Below are 18,941 nucleotides of genomic sequence, written 5' to 3' on the forward strand. Positions count from 1 at the left end.
CTGCGGAAGGGTCCCGCGGAGCGGCTTGTTCACCGCCCAAAATTTGAGCAGATTAACTATTCCCTTTGTAAAACAACAACTTACGTTGCTTTTACAACGCTCCTCATCAGTTATCCCCAAAGTTGTGCACTGAAAATGGGGAAGAAGCCGGCTTTTCCACATTCCCGCCGCAAGTGGCTGATCCGATGGCGTTTTTCGCTCACCGGAAACCGTGAAAAATGGAGTCGAAAGGCTGTTTCAGGCCTGGACGAGGCGGTTTTGGCGGCCAGAGTTGTACACCGCCCAAAAATTGAGCAAACTAAGGAATACCCTTGTAAAACAACGACTTGCATTCGTTTTACAAGGCTCCTCATGAGTTACCCCCAAAGTTGCCCACAGAAAATGGGGACGGGGGCGAGTTGTTCAGCAATCGCGTGCAAGTTGCTGTTTTTGTGTGCTGGCAGCAGTCAGGTTGGCGAAGAGGCCTGCTGTTCGGCGTAGTGGCGGCATAGCGTGTCGACCAGCGCCTGTGCGTAGATCGGCAGCGCTGCGCGGTCGCGCACGAGCAGGTAGCGCTCCCGCACGCACCAGGCGTCGTCGAGGTCTATCAGCGCGAGCTGCATGCTTTCCTGGTTGCGCCGGGCGGCCGACTCGGGCACGACGCCGATGCCCACGCCGTTGCCGATCATCCGGCACATGGCGTCGAAGCTGCCGAGCTGGATGCGCAACTTCTGCCGCTTGCCCAGGTTGTCGGTGATCTGCGAGAGAAAGGTCTGCAGCGTGCTGCCTTGCTGCATGCCGATCGCGTCTTCGTCCAGCGTCTCGGCGAAGGAAATCTTCTTGCGCTTCGCGAAGCGGTGCTTGCGCGAGGTGGCGAGCACCAGCCGGTCGGTGCTGAAGTGGATGGCCTCCAGCCCCAGCGTGTCGACGCGGCCGGCGACGATGCCGATGTCGGCGCGGCCGTCGAGCACGCCGCGCGGGATCTGAGCATTCGGTTTTTCCTGAAGGTCGACGTTGATGCGCGGGTTGTGCGCCAGGAAGCCCGGCAGTATCTCGGGCAGGAAGTCGGTCACCGCGGTGGTGTTGGCAAAGACGCGCAGGTGGCCGCGCAGCCCTCCGCCGTACTCCAGCAGGTCGGCGCGCAGTTGCTCCGTCTGGTGCAGCACGAGGCGCGCGTGGTGCAGGAAGGCTTCGCCCGGCGGAAGCAGCCGCACGCCTCGGGCCTCGCGCTGCAGCAGCTGCAGCCCGGCCTGAGTTTCGAGCGCCTTGATGCGCGCGCTTGCCGCCGCGAGCGACAGGTGCTGGCGCTCTGCGGCCCGCGTGAGGTTGCCGAGTTCGGCCGTGGCGACGAAGAGGCGCAGGTCGGTAAGGTCGAAGAGCATGCAGCGATGGTAGGCGCCAGCATGCCGCCAGCCTTCGGCATTGCAGAAAGCTGGGTTCCGAAATCGCAGATTGCGCGCGAGGGTGGGGCGCCCGACCATTCGGGCCATGGAGACAACACGACACCAACGAAACCTGCCGGTGGCCAGCGGATTGAAAGTCCGTCGCCCTGCTGCCGGCACAAGATTGCGCGCATTGGCCCTGGTCGCACTGACCGCCGCGGCCGCTCTGGTCCAGTCCGGCCCGGCGAATGCGGACGCATACCCCTCCCGCCCCGTCACGCTCGTCGTGCCCCAGGCCGCTGGCGGCACCAACGACATCGTCGGCCGGCTCGTCGGCCAGAAGCTCGGCGAGGTGATGAACAACGCCAGCGTGGTGGTCGACAACCGCCCCGGCGCGGGCGGCAACATCGGCACGCAGCTCGTCGCCAAGGGCCCGAAGGACGGCTACACGCTGCTCATGACCATCAGCAGCAGCCAGGCGATCAACCCGGCGCTCTACAGGAATCCGGGCTTCGACCCCGAGCGCGACTTCAAGCCCGTGGGGCTCATCGGCTCGGTGCCCAACGTGCTGCTGGTCAACCCCTCGTTCCCGGCGAAGAACTTCGCCGAGTTCCTGAAGCTCGCGCGGGCGAAGGGCGCGAACTACCAGTACGCCTCGGCCGGCAACGGCACGCTCAACCACCTGCTCGGCGAAATGCTCAACAGCATGGCCGGCATCTCGATGCAGCACGTGCCCTACAAGGGCGTGGCGCCCGCTCTCAACGACGTGCTGGGCGGGCAGCTGCCGATCGTGTTCGCGAGCCTGCCTTCGGCGCTGCCGCACATCAAGGCCGGCAAGCTGCGCGCGCTGGCCGTCAGCGGCGAGAAGCGCTCGCCCGTGCTGCCCGACGTGCCCGCTATCGCCGAGGCCGTGCCCGGCTACAACGGCACGCTGTGGATCGGCCTGTTCGCCCCCGCGGGCGTGCCGCCCGACGTGCTCGCCACGCTGCAGGACGCCACGCGCAAGGCGCTGGCCTCGAAGGACCTGCGCGACAAGCTCGACCAGCAGGGCGTGGAGATCGCCGCGCCGACCACCCCCGAACAGTTCGCGGCGCTGCTGCACGACGATCTCGCCAAGTGGGCGCGGATCGTCAAGGCCTCCGGCGCCGCGGTCGACTGAACGACGAAGAGACCCATGAGCAACGACACACAGACTCCATCTCCCATCATCGACAGCGAGGCGCTGGCCAGGCTGCAGGCCTGGCAGGGCCGCAGCGAAACGCTGGCCGACGACATCACCGCCGCGCCGGTGCGCGCGCTCGCCGCCACGCTCGACCGCGACGACCTGCCGCCGCAGGCCGGCACCCGCCTGCCCGAGCTGTGGCACTGGCTCTACTTCCTGCCGCACCACCGCCAGTCGGAGATCGGCGAGGACGGTCACGCCAGGCGCGGCGGCTTCCTGCCGCCGGTGCCGCTGCCGCGCCGCATGTGGGCGGGCGGGCGGCTCGCATGGGAGCCGGGCAATCCGCTGCAGGTGGGCGACAAGGCGGAGCGCACCTCGCGCATCGTCTCGGTCACGCACAAGTCGGGCCGCACCGGCGAACTCGTGTTCGTGCTGGTGCGCCACGAGGTGCGCAACGAACGCGGCCTTGCGCTCACCGAGGAGCACGACATCGTCTACCGCGCCGCCGCCCAGCCGGGCGAGGCCGGCCCGCCACCCACGCCCGCCCCGAAGGACGCCGCCTTCAGCCGCGACATCGTGCCCGACGACGTGCTGCTCTTCCGCTACTCGGCACTCACCTTCAACGGCCACCGCATCCACTACGACCGCCGCTACGTCACGCAGGTCGAGGGCTATCCGGGCCTGATCGTGCACGGCCCGCTGATCGCGACGCTGCTGGTCGACCTGCTGCGCCGCAACGTGCCGGGCGCGCAGCTCGCGCGCTTCGAGTTCCGGGCGGTGCGCCCGACCTTCGACATCGCGCCGTTCCGCGTGCACGGCAAGCCGGGCGCCGATGGAAAGACGTTCGATCTGTGGGGCGAGGACGCCGACGGCTGGCTCACCATGCAGGCCACGGCCGTGCTGGCCTGAGCGGGGAGGGAAGAACACATGACAAGACCCCTGGACGGCATCACCGTCATCTCGCTCGAGCACGCCATCGCCGCGCCGTTCTGCACGCGGCAGCTCGCCGACCTCGGTGCGCGCGTCATCAAGGTGGAGCGCCCCGGAGCGGGCGACTTCGCGCGCGCCTACGACGCCCGCGTGGCTGGCGAGGCCTCGCACTTCGTGTGGGTGAACCGCTCGAAGGAAAGCCTCACGCTCGACCTCAAGCAGCCCGCCGCGCTGGCGGTGCTGCAGGAACTGCTGTCCGATGCCGACGTGCTGGTGCAGAACCTCGCACCCGGCGCCGCCGCGCGCATGGGGCTGGGCGCGCAGGCCCTGCACGAAAAGCACCCGAGGCTCATCGTCTGCGACATCTCGGGCTACGGCGAGGACGGCCCGTACCGCGACAAGAAGGCCTACGACCTGCTGATCCAGAGCGAGGCCGGCTTTCTCTCGGTGACGGGCACGCCCGAGGAGCCCTGCAAGTCGGGCAACTCCATCGCCGACATCGCGGCCGGCATGTATGCGTACACCGGCATCCTGGCGGCGCTGCTCCAGCGCGGAAAGACGGGCAGGGGCTCGCACATCGACGTGTCGATGCTCGAGGCGCTGGCCGAGTGGATGGGCTACCCGATGTACTACGCCTACGACGGCGCGCCACCGCCGCCGCGCAGCGCCGCCTCGCACGCGACCATCTATCCCTACGGTCCTTTCCCCGCGGGTGACGGCGGCACCGTGATGCTTGGCCTGCAGAACGAGCGCGAATGGCGCACCTTCTGCGAGAAGGTGCTGCTGCAGACAGCGCTGGCCACCGACCCGCGTTTCGACAGCAACGCGCGGCGCAACGAGAACCGCGAGATGCTGCGCGCCATCATCCTCGAGACCTTCGGCGCGCTGACGACGGCGCAGGTGCTTGAGCGGCTCGACACCGCGCAGATCGCCAACGCCCGCATGAACGACATGGCCGGCCTGTGGGCCCATCCCCAATTGCAGGCGCGCGAGCGCTGGCGTCAGGTGGGCTCGCCGGCGGGCGACATACCGGCCCTGCTGCCGGCAGGGCGCCAGAGCGCCTTCGACTACCGCATGGACCCGATCCCGGCGGTAGGCGAGCACACCGACGCCATCCTGCGCAGCCTCGGGCGCAGCGAGGCGGACATCGCGGCGCTGCGCGAGGCGGGCGCGGTGTGAGCGCGCCGCCGCTTTCGCTGGCACGCGCCTTTCTCTTCGTGCCCGCCGACCGGCCCGAGCGCCATGCGCGCGCGCTGGCCACCGGGGCGGGCGGCGTGATCGTCGACCTCGAAGACGCCGTCGCGCCCGAGCGCAAGGTTCAAGCGCGCGAGCAACTGGGTGCCGCGTTCGCCGCGCTGCCCGCCGAAGAGCGGCGACGGCTGCTGGTGCGCATCAACGCCGCCGGCACGCCGTGGCATGACGACGACTGCGCGCAGGTCGGAGCGCTCGCCGCCCAGGGGCTGATCGCCGGCATCGTGCTGCCGAAGGCGGAACGGGCGGTCGACCTGTCGCGGCTGGCGACGGCGGCAGGCCCCTTGGCCGTGCTGGTGCCGCTGATCGAATCGGCCGCCGGCCTCGCCGCGGTCGACGAACTCGCCGCCGGCCCGCAGGTGCTGCGCCTGGCCTTCGGCAACCTCGATTTCCAGGCCGACCTGGGCCTGGCCTGCGATGCCGACGAGGCCGAACTGGTGCCCGTGCGCCTCGCACTGCTGCTGGCCTCGCGCCGCGCCGGCCTTGCCGCGCCCATCGACGGCGTGACCCCCGACTGGCGCGACGCCCCCCGGCTGGCAGCGAACACCGCGCGCGCGCGGCGCGGCGGCTTCGGCGCCAAGCTGTGCATCCACCCCGACCAGGTCGCGCCGGTGCATGCGGCGCTCGGCCCCTCGGCGCAGGAACTGGCATGGGCCCGCCGCGTGGTCGCGGCCATCCGCGAGGCCGGCGGCGGCGTCGTCAGCCTCGACGGGCGCATGGTCGATGCCCCAGTGGTGCGGCTGGCCGAGCGCCTGCTCGCACTCGAACACACCTGACGAACACACCTGACGAACGGACCAGAGAACAACCAAAGGAGACAAGAAAGTGAAAGCAACCAGAAACTGGAAACTGAAGACCCTGATCGCCGCCTCCGCAGGCGCCTGCCTGCTCGCCTTCCAGGCGCCGGCTTCGGCGCAGGCGGCATGGCCCGACAAGCCGGTGACGATGGTCGTGCCGTACTCGGCCGGCGGACCGACCGACGTGGTGGCGCGCATGCTGGCCATTCCCATGGGCAAGTCGCTGGGCCAGCCTGTCATCGTGGAGAACACCGTGGGCGCGGGCGGCACCATCGCACCCGCGCGGGTGGCGAAGGCGGCGCCCAACGGCTACACCATCCTGATCCACCACATGGGCATGGCCACCGCGCCCGCGCTCTACAAGAAGCTCAACTACGACCCGCTCAAGGACTTCGAGTACGTCGGCCAGGTGCTCGACGTGCCGATGACGCTGCTGTCGCGCAAGGACTTCCCGGCCAGCAACTACCAGGAGCTGCTGGCCTACGTGAAGGCCAACAAGGACAAGGTGACGCTGGCCAACGCGGGCGTGGGCGCGGTGTCGCAGCTGTGCGGGCTGCTGTTCATGAACCAGATCGGTGTGCAGCTGACCACCGTGCCCTACAAGGGGGCGGGGCCGGCGCTCAACGACCTGATGGGCGGGCAGGTCGACCTGCTGTGCGACCAGACCACGCAGACCGCGCCCGTCATCAAGGACGGCAACCGGGTGAAGGTGTTCGGCGTGACCACGCCGCAGCGGCTGTCGAGCCTGCCGAACATCCCGACGCTGGACGAGCAGGGCCTCAAGGGCTTCGACGTGCGCGTGTGGCACGGCATCTATGCGCCCAAGGGCACGCCGCCCGCGGTGATCGAGAAGCTCAACGCAGCCCTGCGCGCCGGGCTGCAGGACGACATGGTGAAGAACCGCCTGGCCGAACTCAGCTCGGAGATCGTGCCGGTGGAGAAGCAGACGCCCGAGAGCCTTCGCTCGCACCTCGCTGCGGAGGTGGCCAAGTGGGGCAAGGTGATCCGCGCGGCGGGCGTGCAGGCGGACTGAGGTTCTTCAATCGACCGACCGGGCGCGCAGTGTTTCGTCGAACAGCGCGAGCAGGTGCCGCGCGAACAGGTCCATGTTCGCGGGGCGGTCGGCATTGCCGGTCTCGACGGTGCGACTCACGGTGACGGGGCCGACGATCGCCAGGCATACCCGCCCGGGCACGTCGCCGTAAGGGCTGGGCGAGGGGCCGGCCGCTCCGCTTTCGGCGATGCCCCAGGTCGAGTGGTGGGTGTCGCGCACCCGGCCCGCGACGAGCCGGGCGTAGGGCTCGGTCTCGCCGCGCAGGCCGGCCATGTCTTCGGCGGTCAGGTTCAGCAGCGCGCGGCCCGCGCGCCTCGAATAGACGACCGCACCGCCCTTGAAGTAGGCCGAGGCGCCCGCGATGGCGAGCAGGGCGGCAGACACCAGTCCGCCTGCCGAGGACTCGACCACCGCCACGGTCTGCCCGCGCGCGCGCAGCGCTTCGCCCACCCGTGCAGCGAGTACCGGGAGCGGCTCGGGCAAGGAGGGCGCGTTCATCGGGCCTGGAAGCGGGGACCGGGCCGCTTCACATAGGCCGGCGCGCGCTCGTGGCTGGCGGTGCTTCCGTAGATGGTGTCCGCGGGGTAGTACTCGGACTGCAGCTGTACCTTGGCGGCGGCTTCCTCGCCCGCGGTGTGGGCGATGTAGGCCAGCATCAGGTCGGTACCGGCCGATACCCCGGCCGAGGTCCAGACGTTGCCGTCCTGCACGAAGCGCTGCTCCACCACCTTCACGTCGCTCAGCGCGCGCAGGCGGTCGAGCGATCCCCAGTGGGTGGTGGCGGTCTTGCCCGAGAGCAGGCCGGCCGCGTGCAGCACGAAGGCGCCGGTGCATACGGACATCAGCGTGGTGCATCCGGGCGCCTGGTCGGCGAGGAAACGGGTCATGACGACGTTGTCGACCTCGCGGCGCGTGCCCATGCCGCCGGGGACGAGCAGGCAGTCGAGCTGGGGGCAGTCGGCGAAGGAGACGTGGGGGTTGATGGACAGGCCCTTGGCGCAGACCACCGGCTCGCGCTTCTCGGCCACGATCAGGCAATGCTCGGGACCGCCGGCCAGCTTGCTCCACATGGTGAGCATTTCCCAGGGGCCGACGAAGTCGAGTTCCTCGACGTCGGGGAAGACGATGATCCCGAAATTCATACTTTGGAACTCCTTGGGTGATTGGCTCGTGCGGACACGCACGGATGAGAGGATAGAGGCTGAGCACGGAGGCCGCTTCGTGACAATCTTCGTGACAGCTGGTTGCAAGCCTGGCTCAGTGTTTTCCTGAGAGGGGCCATGGCTTGAAACTCGCTAGAGTGAAGGCGGCCGTTCAGGCTTTTGCCATTACACAAAGGAAATCTCATGAGCAAGAAAGTTGCATATGTCACTGGAGGCATGGGTGGCATCGGAACAGCCATCTGCCAGCGTCTGTACAAGGACGGGTTCACCGTGGTCGCAGGTTGCGGCCCCACGCGCGACTACGCCAAATGGCTGGCCGAACAGAAAGCCGCAGGCTTCGAGTTCCATGCGTCGGTCGGCAATGTCGGCGACTGGCAATCCACCGTCGAAGCCTTCTCCGCCGCCAAGGCTGCGCACGGCCCCATCGACGTGCTGGTCAACAATGCCGGCATCACCCGGGACCGCATGTTCCTCAAGATGACCCCCGAGGACTGGAGCGCGGTGATCGAGACCAACCTCAACAGCATGTTCAACGTCACCAAGCAGGTGGTGGGCGACATGGTTGAAAAGGGCTGGGGCCGAATCATCAACATCAGCTCGGTCAACGGCGCCAAGGGCCAGGCCGGCCAGACCAACTACTCGGCGGCCAAGGCCGGCATGCACGGCTTCACCATGGCGCTGGCCCAGGAGCTCGCCAGCAAGGGCGTGACGGTCAACACCGTGAGCCCGGGCTACATCGGCACCGACATGGTCAAGGCCATCCGCCAGGAAGTGCTCGACAAGATCGTGGCGACCATCCCGGTCAAGCGCCTGGGCGAACCCAGCGAGATCGCCTCGATCATCTCGTGGCTGGCCACCGACGAAGGCGGCTACAGCACGGGGGCCGACTTCTCCGTCAACGGCGGCCTGCACATGCATTAAGCATGCTGACTTACACCTGATCGACAAGACCCGCTTCGGCGGGTCTTTTCATTTCGACGATGCGGGTTCCACGGATAGAAAACCGCGGATGCGCGTCCTACAGTTTTCAACCCCCGGAGGCAAACATGGAAAGCACAACAAGCACATCCGCCAGAAAGCTCCCGCTGTACCGCTCGCTCTACGTGCAGGTGATCACCGCCGTGATCATCGGCGTGCTGCTCGGCCACTTCTATCCGGCCGCGGGCGAGGCGATGAAGCCGCTGGGCGACGGCTTCATCAAGCTGATCAAGATGATCATCGCGCCAATCATCTTCTGCACGGTGGTGGTGGGCATCGCCGGCATGGAGGACATGAAGAAGGTCGGCAAGACCGGCGGCCTCGCGCTGCTGTATTTCGAGATCGTCAGCAGCATCGCGCTCGTCGTGGGCCTGGTGCTCGTGAACGTGCTCAAGCCCGGCGCTGGCATGAACGTCGACCCGGCCACGCTCGACACCAAGGGCATCGCGGCCTATACCGGCCCGGGCAAGATGACCGGCACGGTCGACTTCATCATGAACATCATCCCGAACACCATCGTGGATGCCTTCGCCAAGGGCGAGATCCTGCAGGTGCTGCTCATCGCGGTGCTGTTCGGCTTCGCGCTGCACCGTTTCGGGGGGCGCGGCACGCTGGTGTTCGACGTGATCGAGAAGGGCTCGCACGTGCTCTTCGGCATCGTCAACTACATCATGAAGCTGGCGCCCATCGGCGCCTTCGGCGCGATGGCCTTCACCATCGGCAAGTACGGGCTGGGCAGCCTGTTCTCGCTGGGCAAGCTGATGGGCACCTTCTACCTGACCTGCCTGCTGTTCATCTTCGTGGTGCTCGGGCTCATCGCGCGCTTCCATGGGTTCAGCATCTGGAAGTTCATCAAGTACATCAAGGAAGAGCTGCTGATCGTGCTGGGCACCTCGTCGAGCGAGTCGGTGCTGCCGCGCATGATGGAGAAGATGGAGAACCTGGGCGCCAACAAGACCTGCGTGGGCCTCGTCATTCCGACCGGCTATTCCTTCAACCTCGACGGCACCTCCATCTACCTGACGATGGCGGCGGTGTTCATCGCGCAGGCCACCAACACGCCGATGACGCTCACGCAGGAGATCACGCTGCTGGCGGTGCTGCTGCTGACCTCGAAGGGCGCGGCGGGCGTCACGGGCAGCGGTTTCATCGTGCTGGCGGCGACGCTGTCGGCCGTGGGCCATGTGCCTGTGGCGGGGCTGGCGCTCATCCTCGGCATCGACCGATTCATGTCCGAGGCCCGTGCGCTGACCAACCTGATCGGCAACGGCGTCGCCACCATCGTGGTCGCCAAGTGGACCAACGAGCTCGACGAGGCCCGGCTGCAGGCCGGACTCAACAACGAGACCTGGGTGGAGGCGCAGGAGCCCGAGGCGCTCGATGCCGAGCGCAGCGGCAAGATGGCCGGCTGAGGCGGCACCGCGGATGGCCTGACGAACCAAAAGGCCGGGCATCGTTCCTGCAAAATGCAACGATGCCCCACAGCGTCTCCCTCATCAACACGATCGCCGCCGGCCTGGGGCTGGCGCTCATGCTTGGATTCCTGGCGGCGCGGCTGCGATTGCCGGCCTTGGTCGGCTACCTGCTGGCGGGCGTGATCATCGGCCCCTTCACCCCGGGCTTCGTGGCCGACGCGGGCATCGCGGCCCAGCTCGCCGAGATCGGCGTGATGCTGCTGATGTTCGGCGTGGGCCTTCATTTCTCCCTCGACGACCTGCTGGCGGTGCGCAAGATCGCGCTGCCCGGCGCGCTCGCGCAGATCGCGGTGGCGACGCTGCTGGGCGGGGGGCTGGCGATGTGGTGGGGCTGGAGCCCCGGTGCCGCGCTGGTGTTCGGGCTGGCGCTGTCGGTGGCGAGCACGGTCGTGCTGCTGCGCGCGCTCGAAAGCCTGGGCATCCTCGATTCGTTCACCGGGCGCATCGCGGTCGGCTGGCTCGTGGTGGAAGACCTCGCGATGGTGCTGGTGCTGGTGCTCCTGCCGCCGCTGGCGGGCACGCTGGGCGTGCAGGGCGCTGCAGGCGGAACCGGCAATGCCGACCCGCTGTGGCAGACGCTGGGCCTCACGATGCTGCAGGTGGGCGGCTTCGTGGCGCTGATGCTGGTGGTGGGGCGCCGGGTGTTCCCGTGGATCCTCTGGCAGGTCACGCGCACCGGCTCGCGCGAGCTGTTCACGCTGTGCGTGGTGGCGGCGGCCGTGAGCATCGCCTATGCGTCGGCGGCGCTCTTCGGTGTGTCGTTCGCGCTGGGTGCCTTCTTCGCGGGCATGGTCATGCGCGAGTCGCAGTTCGCCCATCGTGCGGCGCAGGAGTCATTGCCGCTGCGCGACGCCTTCGCGGTGCTGTTCTTCGTGTCGGTCGGCATGCTGTTCGACCCCTCTGTGCTGCTCGACCGGCCGCTGCAGGTGCTCGCCGTGGTGCTGGTGATCGTGCTGGGCAAGTCGCTGGCGGCCTGCGCACTGGTGCTGGTGTTCCGCTACCCGCTGGGCACGGCGCTCACGGTGAGCGCCAGCCTGGCGCAGATCGGCGAGTTCTCTTTCATCCTGGCCGGCCTGGGCGTGTCGCTCGGCCTGCTGCCGGCGGAAGGACAGAGCCTGGTGCTGGCCGGGGCGCTGATTTCCATCGCCACCAATCCGCTCTGGTTCAGCCTGATCGCGCCGATGCAGAAATGGCTGCATGCGCATTCCTCGTTCGCGCGCGGTCTGGAGATGCGAGAAGACCCGCTGGCCGAACTGCCGATGACCACCGAGGCCAAGTACCTATCGCGGCAGGTGGTGCTGGTGGGCTACGGCCGGGTCGGGCGCCGCATCGCGGCCGAGCTCGACGCCAACGACATCCCCTACGTGGTGGCGGAGCAGAACCGCGAGCTGGTCGAGAAGCTGCGCGAGGCCGGCACGCCCGCCGTGTGGGGCGATGCGGCCGACCCGGCGGTGCTGATCCAGGCACATATCGCCCGTGCGCGCGTGCTGGTCGTCGCCACGCCGGACGCGATGAACGTGCGCCAGATGATGGAAACGGCGCACACGCTCAACCCGGCGATCCAGACCGTCATCCGCAGCCACAACGAGCAGGAGGCTCGCCTGCTCACGCAGGAAACCTCGGCCACCGTGTTCCTCGGCGAGCATGAACTCGCCCAGGCGATGGCGAGGGACGTGGTCCAGCGCGCGGTGTCGATGGCCGTGCCGGCATGACCGGCGAAAGCCCGAACGCCCGGGCTTGCGGCCCCGGAGCTTCAGAGGTCCTCGATCACCAGCGTGCGATAGCGCTGGGCGATGGAGTAGGGCACGGTGCGCACCACCTCCATCATCTGCTCGGCCGCGGCGCCGTCCTCGGTCCTGACGAGCAGGGCGGCGTGGCCTTCCTTCGCGAGCTTGGCATAGGCACGCACGGTGGCCGCATCGGTGCCGGCGGAGGGCAGTGGGTCGTCGGCGGTCGTCACCGTGGGCACGATCTCGCGCAGCACGGTCTCAGCCGGCAGCAGATAGATGTCGTCGCCGCTCATGCCTTTTTCGATCAGGCCGCGGCCGATGCGCTCGGCGTCCCTGGCGTCGGGGAACATCACCATCGAATAGCCGGTGGGATAGAAGGCGCCGCCGATGCTCGAGAGCATGCCCGGTTCAAGAGTGAAGTGCTTCATGCTGCCTCCTGAATCTTGTGTGGATCATCGGTCCGACGCTAGGCCGCCCTCTCAGGGCGCTCTGTAGGAGAACCCCGAAAGCACTGTCAACCGCGCGCCTGCCTTGCCTGTTCAATTCATGGCGCAGCCAGCAAGCAACGTCATCCTCATTTCCATGCCTTCGTCCAGGAACATCGCACTCACCGTCCACGAGCTGGAGACGGGCGAGTTCTATTGGGTGCTGATGGAGGCGGTGGACGGGGCTCCGGGCGATACCACCCACGTCTACGTGCCGCTGGAAGCCGCGCACGAACCCTATGCCACCTACTCGAATGCGCTGGTCGCGGGCGTGGCGATGATGCGGCGGCTCTTCGGGCCCGACGGCAGGCCCGCACCCTGAGCCCGCGGGGCTCACGGGAGGCCCCTACCTATAATCCCGCCGTTCCGGTGGCGGCAGCCTCATCGACTGCCCGGCCGGACCACCACGGTTCGAAGGTGCCCCGCACGACATGCCATCCATGGCGGCGGGGTTAAACGGGAAGCAGGTGAACCCGCATCGTCGTTCTCCACGGAGATCGGCCGGCGCGGCGATTCCTGCGCTGCCCCCGCAACGGTCAGCGGATCTGGAACCCCTCGGGCTCGTGCCTCATCGATCGGCACGGGCAGCCACTGCGCTTCGGCGTGGGAAGGCGAGGGTTTCCGCCGCGGCGTGACTCTCACAGATCACGCCGCGGCGCTCCGCAAGCCCGGATACCGGCCTTCGCAACCGCCTTCGGACGCTGCGGGAGTGCGTGTCCGGGCCAGCCGCCTACCGCGCCCGCCGCGGGCCGCCGCAGCCCCTTCGCCTCTTCCGCCGCGCCCTTCATCGGTCAGGAGCCTGCGGGGACGCAGGCCGGAGGAGAGATTTCATGAGTCATGCATCGCCGAAGCGCGATCGCAGGGGCGCGTCGCCGAAGCGGCTGCGATACCGGCCGCGCTTTTCGGGTCTTTCGAGCCTTTCCGGCATTTCGCTGGGTTGGGGCCTCGCCCTGGGACCGTGCGCGGCAGTCTTCGCGCAGGCCTCCGACGGCCAGACGCTCAGGGCGATTCAGGTGGATGCCCAGCGCCATACGCCCATGGCCATCGACGAGCCCACGCAGACCGGCAGCCGTCTCGGCCTCACGCCGCTCGAAACGCCGGCCAGCGTCGAGGTGCTGACGGGCGACACCATCCGTGCGCGCGGCGACGTCTCGGTGGTCGACGCCGTCACCCGCGCCACCGGCATCACCGGCTCGCCCGGTCCCGGCAACGGCGGCACCGCGCTGGTGGCGCGCGGCTTCCTCGGTCACGGTTCGGTGATGCAGCTCTTCGACGGCACGCGCCTCTACGCGGGCGCGGGCACCGTCACCTTTCCCTTCGACACCTGGTCGGCCGACCGCATCGAGGTGCTGCGCGGCGCGGCCTCGGTGATGTACGGCGAAGGCGCCATCGGCGGCGCGATCAACGTGGTGCCCAGGAAGCCCACGCGCGGCCCGATCCGCAATGAGGCGCTGGTCACGCTGGGCTCCGACGCCACGCGGCAGGTGGCCTTCGGCAGCGGCGGGGCGATCGACGACAGGCTTTCGTACCGCTTCGACATCAGCCAGCGCAACACCGACGGCTTCATGCAGCGCGGCGAGGCCGAGAGCCTCGCCGTGAGCGCCGCGGTGCGGCTGGACGTGTCGCCGCAGCTGCAGTTCACGCTCTCGCACGACGAGGGCCGCCAGTCGCCGCAGCGCTACTACGGCGTGCCGCTGATCGACGGACGCCTCAGCAGCCAGACGCTGCACCAGAACTACGACGTGGACGACGCCGAGATCAAGTACCGCGACAAGTGGACCCGCCTCGACACCCTGTGGACGCCCAGCGACGCCGTGACGGTGCGCAACCAGCTCTACCGGCTGGAGAGCAAACGCCACTGGCGCAACAGCGAGACCTACACCTACAGCCCCGCCACCCGGCGCGTGACGCGCGGCGACTACCTGGAGATCGGCCACGACCAGGAGCAGATCGGCAATCGGACCGACGCCACCTTCAGGCACCGGCCGTTCGGCCTCGCCAACCAGGTGCTCGTGGGTTTCGACGTGAACCGCATCGACTTCACTCACACCAACGACTCGCCCTACGGCGGCCGATCGGTGGTCGATCCCTTCGTCTTCAGCCCCGGCTACTACGCGTCGCCCGTGGCCTACACGCCGCGCTACAGGACGAAGACCAGCACCTACGCCTTCTTCGCGGAGGACAGGCTGGCCTTCGACGAGCAGTGGTCGGTGGTGGGCAGCCTGCGCTGGGACCACGCGAAGGTCGCACGCACCGACCTGCAGAGCGCCGCCAACAGCTTCGGCAAGACCTTCGAGTACGCCACCGGCCGGCTCGGCGTGGTCTACGCACCGGACGCCTCGCAGTCGTTTTATGCGCAGGTGGCGCGCGCGGCCGATCCCCTGGGCTCGCTGGTGACCACTTCGGCTTCGCAGGCGGCCTTCGACCTCAGCACGGGCAGGCAGTTCGAGGTCGGCTACAAGCGCCAGCTCGCTGACAACCGAGGCGCCTGGACCGTGGCCGCCTACCGCATCGACAAGAACAAGCTGCTGTCGCGCGACGCCATCGATCCGACCGTCACCCAGCAGGTCGGCAAGCAGTCTTCCGAAGGCATCGAGGCCACGCTCGACCTGGCGCTGAGCTCCACGCTGCGGCTGGAGGCGAATGCCACCAAGCTGCGCGCGCGCTACGACGACTTCAACGAACTGGTCGGCGGCAAGCTGGTCTCGCGCGCGGGCAACACGCCCACCGGCGTACCCGAGGAGGCCGCCAAACTCTGGCTCACCTGGCGCTTCCTGCCGCAGTGGGAGGCCGACGTCGGCCTGCGCTACGTGGGCCCGCGCCAGGTCGATGCGGCCAACTCGCGAAAGATCGGCTCGTACACGGTCGCCGATGCGGGCGTGAGCTGGCGGGCGAGCCCCTCGCTCAGGCTCGCGCTGCGCGCCTACAACCTGGCTGATCGGCGCTATCCGGTGTCGTTCTCGAACGGCGGCAACCAGTGGCTGCTGGGGCGCCCGCGCTCCTTCGAGCTGTCGGCGCTGGTCAGCTTCTGAGAGACCCGGGAGTCTGGAACGCATGACCTCCGCATGGCGCCGCGCCTGGCCGCGCATCCGGCACTGGCTCTACTGGACGCACCGGTGGCTGGGCATCGGCGGCTGCCTGCTGTTCGTCATGTGGTTCGTCTCGGGCGTGGTGATGATGTATGTGGGGTACCCGAACCTCACGGACGAGGAACGGCTCGCGGGGCTCTCGCCGCTGCGTTTCGACCGGGGGATGGTGTCGCCCTCGGCCGCGCTCGAAGCACTGCCCAAGGAGGCGAACGCGCAGCCGCCGAGGCGCATGGTGCTGGAGATGCAGGGCGGCACCGTCGCCGGCCCCGTCTGGCGCATCGTCGATGCGCGCGGCGGCCGGCATACGGTCTCGGCCCGCGACGGCCGCGTACCGGGTCCCGTCGATGCCGCGCAGGCCGAAGCCATCGCGCGCGATTTCTCCGGCCATGCCGGCGCCCGCTGGGCCGAGACCCTGGAGCGTGACCAGTGGACCGTGCCGCAGGGCCTGAACCCGCTGCGTCCGCTGCACCGCATCGAAGTCGGCGACGCCGCGGACACCGAGCTCTACGTGTCGCAGGTCAACGGCGAAGTGGTGCGCGACACCACGCGCTCCGAACGCTTCTGGAACTGGCTGGGCTCGGTGCCCCACTGGATCTACTTCACGCCGCTGCGCGCGGACCCGCCCCTGTGGCACGACGTGGTGGTGTGGCTGTCGGCGGCCTGCATCGTCTCGGCGGTGACGGGCATCGTCATCGGCATCCTCCGGGTGCGCCTGCGGCGGCGCTTCCGCAACGGGACGGTCACGCCCTACAGCGGCTGGATGGCCTGGCACCACATCGCAGGGCTGGTCGGCGGCTTCTTCGTGCTGACCTGGATCGTCAGCGGCTGGCTGTCGATGAATCCCAATGGCTGGTTCCAGCGTGGAACGGGCGATGCGGCGGCGATGGCGAGCTACACGGGTGCCGGCAGGTCGCCGTTCCCGTGGCCGCCGGCATCGCTGCCGGCAGGCGAGGGTGCCGATGCGCCGCGCGAGGCCGCGCCGCTGTGGTTCGACGGCAGGCCGCTGCTGCAGCTGCGCGACGCGAAGGCGCGGGTGCGCGTGATCGATGCAGTCACCGGCGAACCGGCCACCGTCGCGAAGGACGACATCCTGCGCGCCGCCGCCCGACTGCGCCCCGGCTCGAACATCACCGAAGCGGTGCTCCAGACCCGCGAGGACTTCCACTGGTACGGCCACCACCGCGAGCGCGTCGTGCCCGTGTGGCGCCTGCAGTTCGACGACCCGGCGCGCAGCTGGATCTACATCGATCCTTCCAGCGGCCAGGTGGCCGGCAGCAGCGACGCCAGCTCGCGCCTGCGCCGCTGGCTCTTCAACGCGGCGCACAGCCTCGACTTCCCCTGGCTCATCCAGTACCGGCCGGCCTGGGATCTCGTGATGTGGCTGCTTTCCATCGTCGGCGCTGTGGCTTCGGCCAGCGGCGTCGTCATCGGCTGGCGGAGGCTGCGGCGAAAACCGAAGCCGGCGGCCGAGCCGGGCGCGCAGCCTGCGCTGCGGCGTTCATGATCGGGGCTTGCGCGAGCCTGCCCATCCACCAACAATCAACTTTCGCACCGCGGTGCATTTCAGGAGGTGCTCGATGCACATCGAACCAGGTCTAGTCGACGGATCCAAGATATTCCTCAGCTACGCGACGGCAGCCGCCGCGCTTGCCTACACCGGCAAGGTCGCGTTCCAGACGCTCATGAAGGACGGGCCCGCCGCACTGGTGCTGCGCTCCGCCATCGCCGTGGCGCTGGTGTTCTGCTTCTTCGAGGTGTTTCCGCACCACCCTGTGGGCGTGTCGGAGGTGCACCTGATCCTGGGCACCACGCTGCTGCTGGTCTTCGGCCTCGCGCCCGCCGCCATCGGCCTGGCGGGCGGCCTGCTGATCCAGGGCCTGTTCTTCGAGCCGCAGGACATCCCGCAATACGGCATGAACGTCACCACGCTGCTGGTGCCGCTGTTTGCCACTTCCGCGCTGGCGCGCCGCATCATCCCCGAGAAGCTGGCCTACCTGGACATCGGCTACCGCGAGGCTTTCAAGCTCTCGGTGGCCTACCAGGGCGGCATCGTGGTGTGGGTCGGCTTCTGGGCGCTGTACGGACGCGGTACCGGCATCGAGAACATGGGCCAGATCGCCAGCTTCGGCGCGGCCTACATGACGGTCGTGCTGGTCGAGCCGCTGGTCGACCTGGGCGTGCTGGCTGCCGCCAAGGCGTGGCGCCGGCTGCAGGGTTCCGTCTTCGTCGAGCGCCGCCTGTACGGCGGCGTCTGAGCGCTTCCCTTCGTCGCTTCCCCGGGGCCGGCCTCGGGGAGGCTGTCCGTTTCCATCGGTGGCGCCGGAATCATCCGGCGCCACTTTCGCCTTGCTGGCGCGCCCCGCTCGCGAGCCCCTGAAAGAATCCACCCATGACCCCAAGCAACGCCAAGATCCCCGTCACCATCGTCACGGGCTTCCTCGGCAGCGGCAAGACCACGCTGCTGCGCCACATCCTCGGCAATGCCGAAGGCCGCCGCATCGCGGTGATCGTCAACGAGTTCGGCGAGCTCGGCATCGACGGCGAGATCCTGCGCGGCTGCGGCATCGGCTGCGACGACGAAGGCAACGAGCGTGAAGGCGCGCTCTACGAGCTGGCCAACGGCTGCGTCTGCTGCACGGTGCAGGAGGAGTTCCTGCCGGTGATGCTGCAGCTGGCAGAGCGGCGCGGCGAGCTCGACGCGGTGCTCATCGAGACCTCGGGCCTCGCGCTGCCCAAGCCGCTGGTGCAGGCCTTCCAGTGGCCGGACATCGCCAACATCTTCACCGTCGATTCGGTCGTCACCGTGGTCGACGGGCCGGCCGCCGCCTCGGGCCAGTTCGCCGAGAACCCGCAGGCGGTCGATGAAGCCCGCCGCGCCGACCCCAACCTCGACCACGAATCGCCGCTGCACGAGTTGTTCGAAGACCAGCTCTCGGCCGCCGACCTCGTGGTTCTCAACAAGACCGACCTGATGGACGACGCGGCGCGCGCCAAGGTCGAGGCGCTGGTGCGCGAGGAACTGCCGCCCGAGGTGAAGATCGTCGCCGCCAGCGAAGGCCGGCTGCCGCTCGCGCTGCTGCTGGGCCAGGGCCGCGCGGCCGAGGACACCATCCACCTGCGCGAGAGCCACCACGACCACGAGGAAGACCACGACCACGACGAGTTCGATTCGCTCGTGATCGAGTTGCCGCCCGTCGGGCGCGATGGCCTGCTGGCCGCGCTCGGCAGGCTGGTCGAGCAGCACACCATCTACCGCGTGAAGGGCTTCGTCGCCGTGCCGGGCAAGCCGATGCGCCTGCTGGTGCAGGGCGTGGGCCGCCGCTTCGACCACCACTTCGACCGCCGCTGGCGCGATGGCGAGGCACAGCGCACGCGGCTCGTGTTCATCGGCGAAGACCTGGACGAAGGCGCGCTGCGCAAGGTGCTCGAAGAGGCTAGCGCCACCGCCACGGCCTGACGCCCCCAG

17 protein-coding genes and 1 riboswitch are annotated in these 18,941 nt (G+C 68.6%); of the genes, 13 read left to right on the forward strand and 4 right to left on the reverse strand.

Annotated elements, in window-relative coordinates:
* Positions 1-446: 446 nt before the first annotated feature.
* A complete protein-coding gene (locus ACTJLF_RS06830; protein ID WP_126184409.1) occupies positions 447-1,361 on the reverse strand; it encodes a LysR family transcriptional regulator in 915 nt (304 codons plus the stop codon).
* A 184-nt stretch (positions 1,362-1,545) separates the two neighbouring features.
* On the opposite strand from ACTJLF_RS06830, the gene ACTJLF_RS06835 reads away from it, so the two are divergent.
* Genes ACTJLF_RS06835 through ACTJLF_RS06855 form a run of 5 tightly spaced genes read left to right on the forward strand, consistent with a single transcriptional unit; the run spans position 1,546 to position 6,534 of the window.
* The gene (locus ACTJLF_RS06835) at positions 1,546-2,520 is read left to right on the forward strand and encodes a tripartite tricarboxylate transporter substrate binding protein (protein WP_019653260.1); all 975 of its coding nucleotides are present in this window, start codon (positions 1,546-1,548) and stop codon (positions 2,518-2,520) included.
* Positions 2,521-2,535: 15 nt separating this feature from the next.
* Positions 2,536-3,432 (forward strand): FAS1-like dehydratase domain-containing protein, encoded by an 897-nt coding sequence (locus ACTJLF_RS06840; protein WP_440882726.1) that lies wholly within the window; start codon positions 2,536-2,538, stop codon positions 3,430-3,432.
* 18 nt (positions 3,433-3,450) lie between these two features.
* On the forward strand, positions 3,451-4,632 hold the full coding sequence (locus ACTJLF_RS06845) for a CaiB/BaiF CoA transferase family protein (protein WP_132799541.1): 1,182 nt from the start codon (positions 3,451-3,453) through the stop codon (positions 4,630-4,632).
* Entirely contained in the window at positions 4,629-5,480 is an 852-nt protein-coding gene (locus ACTJLF_RS06850; protein WP_440882727.1) for an HpcH/HpaI aldolase/citrate lyase family protein, read from the forward strand. The genes ACTJLF_RS06845 and ACTJLF_RS06850 overlap by 4 nt, the downstream gene beginning before the upstream one ends.
* Before the next feature lie 49 nt (positions 5,481-5,529).
* The gene (locus tag ACTJLF_RS06855) at positions 5,530-6,534 is read left to right on the forward strand and encodes a tripartite tricarboxylate transporter substrate binding protein BugD (RefSeq protein WP_354407927.1); all 1,005 of its coding nucleotides are present in this window, start codon (positions 5,530-5,532) and stop codon (positions 6,532-6,534) included.
* A gap of 6 nt (positions 6,535-6,540) precedes the next feature.
* Here the strand turns inward: ACTJLF_RS06855 and ACTJLF_RS06860 are convergent, their stop codons facing one another.
* A complete protein-coding gene (locus ACTJLF_RS06860) occupies positions 6,541-7,038 on the reverse strand; it encodes a CinA family protein (protein ID WP_354322689.1) in 498 nt (165 codons plus the stop codon).
* Between the two features lie 11 nt (positions 7,039-7,049).
* Positions 7,050-7,697 (reverse strand): DJ-1/PfpI family protein, encoded by a 648-nt coding sequence (locus tag ACTJLF_RS06865; protein ID WP_354322691.1) that lies wholly within the window; start codon positions 7,695-7,697, stop codon positions 7,050-7,052.
* Positions 7,698-7,901: 204 nt separating this feature from the next.
* Here ACTJLF_RS06865 and phbB point away from each other — a divergent pair, with 204 nt between their 5' ends.
* From phbB to ybaL, 3 genes are all read left to right on the forward strand, one after another.
* Positions 7,902-8,639 (forward strand): acetoacetyl-CoA reductase, encoded by a 738-nt coding sequence (gene phbB / locus ACTJLF_RS06870; RefSeq protein ID WP_019653253.1) that lies wholly within the window; start codon positions 7,902-7,904, stop codon positions 8,637-8,639.
* Between the two features lie 125 nt (positions 8,640-8,764).
* Positions 8,765-10,108, forward strand: coding sequence for a dicarboxylate/amino acid:cation symporter (locus tag ACTJLF_RS06875; protein WP_019653252.1), 1,344 nt, complete (start codon positions 8,765-8,767; stop codon positions 10,106-10,108).
* 62 nt (positions 10,109-10,170) lie between these two features.
* Positions 10,171-11,883 carry a YbaL family putative K(+) efflux transporter gene (ybaL, locus tag ACTJLF_RS06880; protein ID WP_026346245.1) on the forward strand — a complete coding sequence of 571 codons (1,713 nt, stop codon included), beginning with the start codon at positions 10,171-10,173 and terminating at the stop codon, positions 11,881-11,883.
* A gap of 41 nt (positions 11,884-11,924) precedes the next feature.
* On the opposite strand, the gene ACTJLF_RS06885 is transcribed toward ybaL, so the two are convergent.
* Positions 11,925-12,329, reverse strand: coding sequence for a hypothetical protein (locus ACTJLF_RS06885; protein ID WP_440882728.1), 405 nt, complete (start codon positions 12,327-12,329; stop codon positions 11,925-11,927).
* Positions 12,330-12,447: 118 nt separating this feature from the next.
* Between ACTJLF_RS06885 and ACTJLF_RS06890 the strand changes: the two genes are divergently transcribed.
* From ACTJLF_RS06890 to cobW, 5 genes are all read left to right on the forward strand, one after another.
* A complete protein-coding gene (locus ACTJLF_RS06890; protein ID WP_440882729.1) occupies positions 12,448-12,708 on the forward strand; it encodes a hypothetical protein in 261 nt (86 codons plus the stop codon).
* Between the two features lie 77 nt (positions 12,709-12,785).
* Positions 12,786-13,084: riboswitch (cobalamin riboswitch) on the forward strand.
* A 132-nt stretch (positions 13,085-13,216) separates the two neighbouring features.
* Complete coding sequence (locus ACTJLF_RS06895; RefSeq protein ID WP_440882730.1) at positions 13,217-15,418, forward strand: TonB-dependent receptor; 2,202 nt, start codon at positions 13,217-13,219, stop codon at positions 15,416-15,418.
* A 22-nt stretch (positions 15,419-15,440) separates the two neighbouring features.
* Positions 15,441-16,979 carry a PepSY domain-containing protein gene (locus ACTJLF_RS06900; RefSeq protein WP_440882731.1) on the forward strand — a complete coding sequence of 513 codons (1,539 nt, stop codon included), beginning with the start codon at positions 15,441-15,443 and terminating at the stop codon, positions 16,977-16,979.
* 73 nt (positions 16,980-17,052) lie between these two features.
* Complete coding sequence (locus ACTJLF_RS06905; protein WP_354407940.1) at positions 17,053-17,730, forward strand: energy-coupling factor ABC transporter permease; 678 nt, start codon at positions 17,053-17,055, stop codon at positions 17,728-17,730.
* Between the two features lie 134 nt (positions 17,731-17,864).
* On the forward strand, positions 17,865-18,932 hold the full coding sequence (cobW, locus tag ACTJLF_RS06910; RefSeq protein WP_354407942.1) for a cobalamin biosynthesis protein CobW: 1,068 nt from the start codon (positions 17,865-17,867) through the stop codon (positions 18,930-18,932).
* Positions 18,933-18,941 lie beyond the last annotated feature (9 nt).

It is taken from the genome of Variovorax sp. 22077 (genome assembly GCF_052044195.1).
Taxonomy (GTDB): domain Bacteria; phylum Pseudomonadota; class Gammaproteobacteria; order Burkholderiales; family Burkholderiaceae_C; genus Variovorax; species Variovorax atrisoli.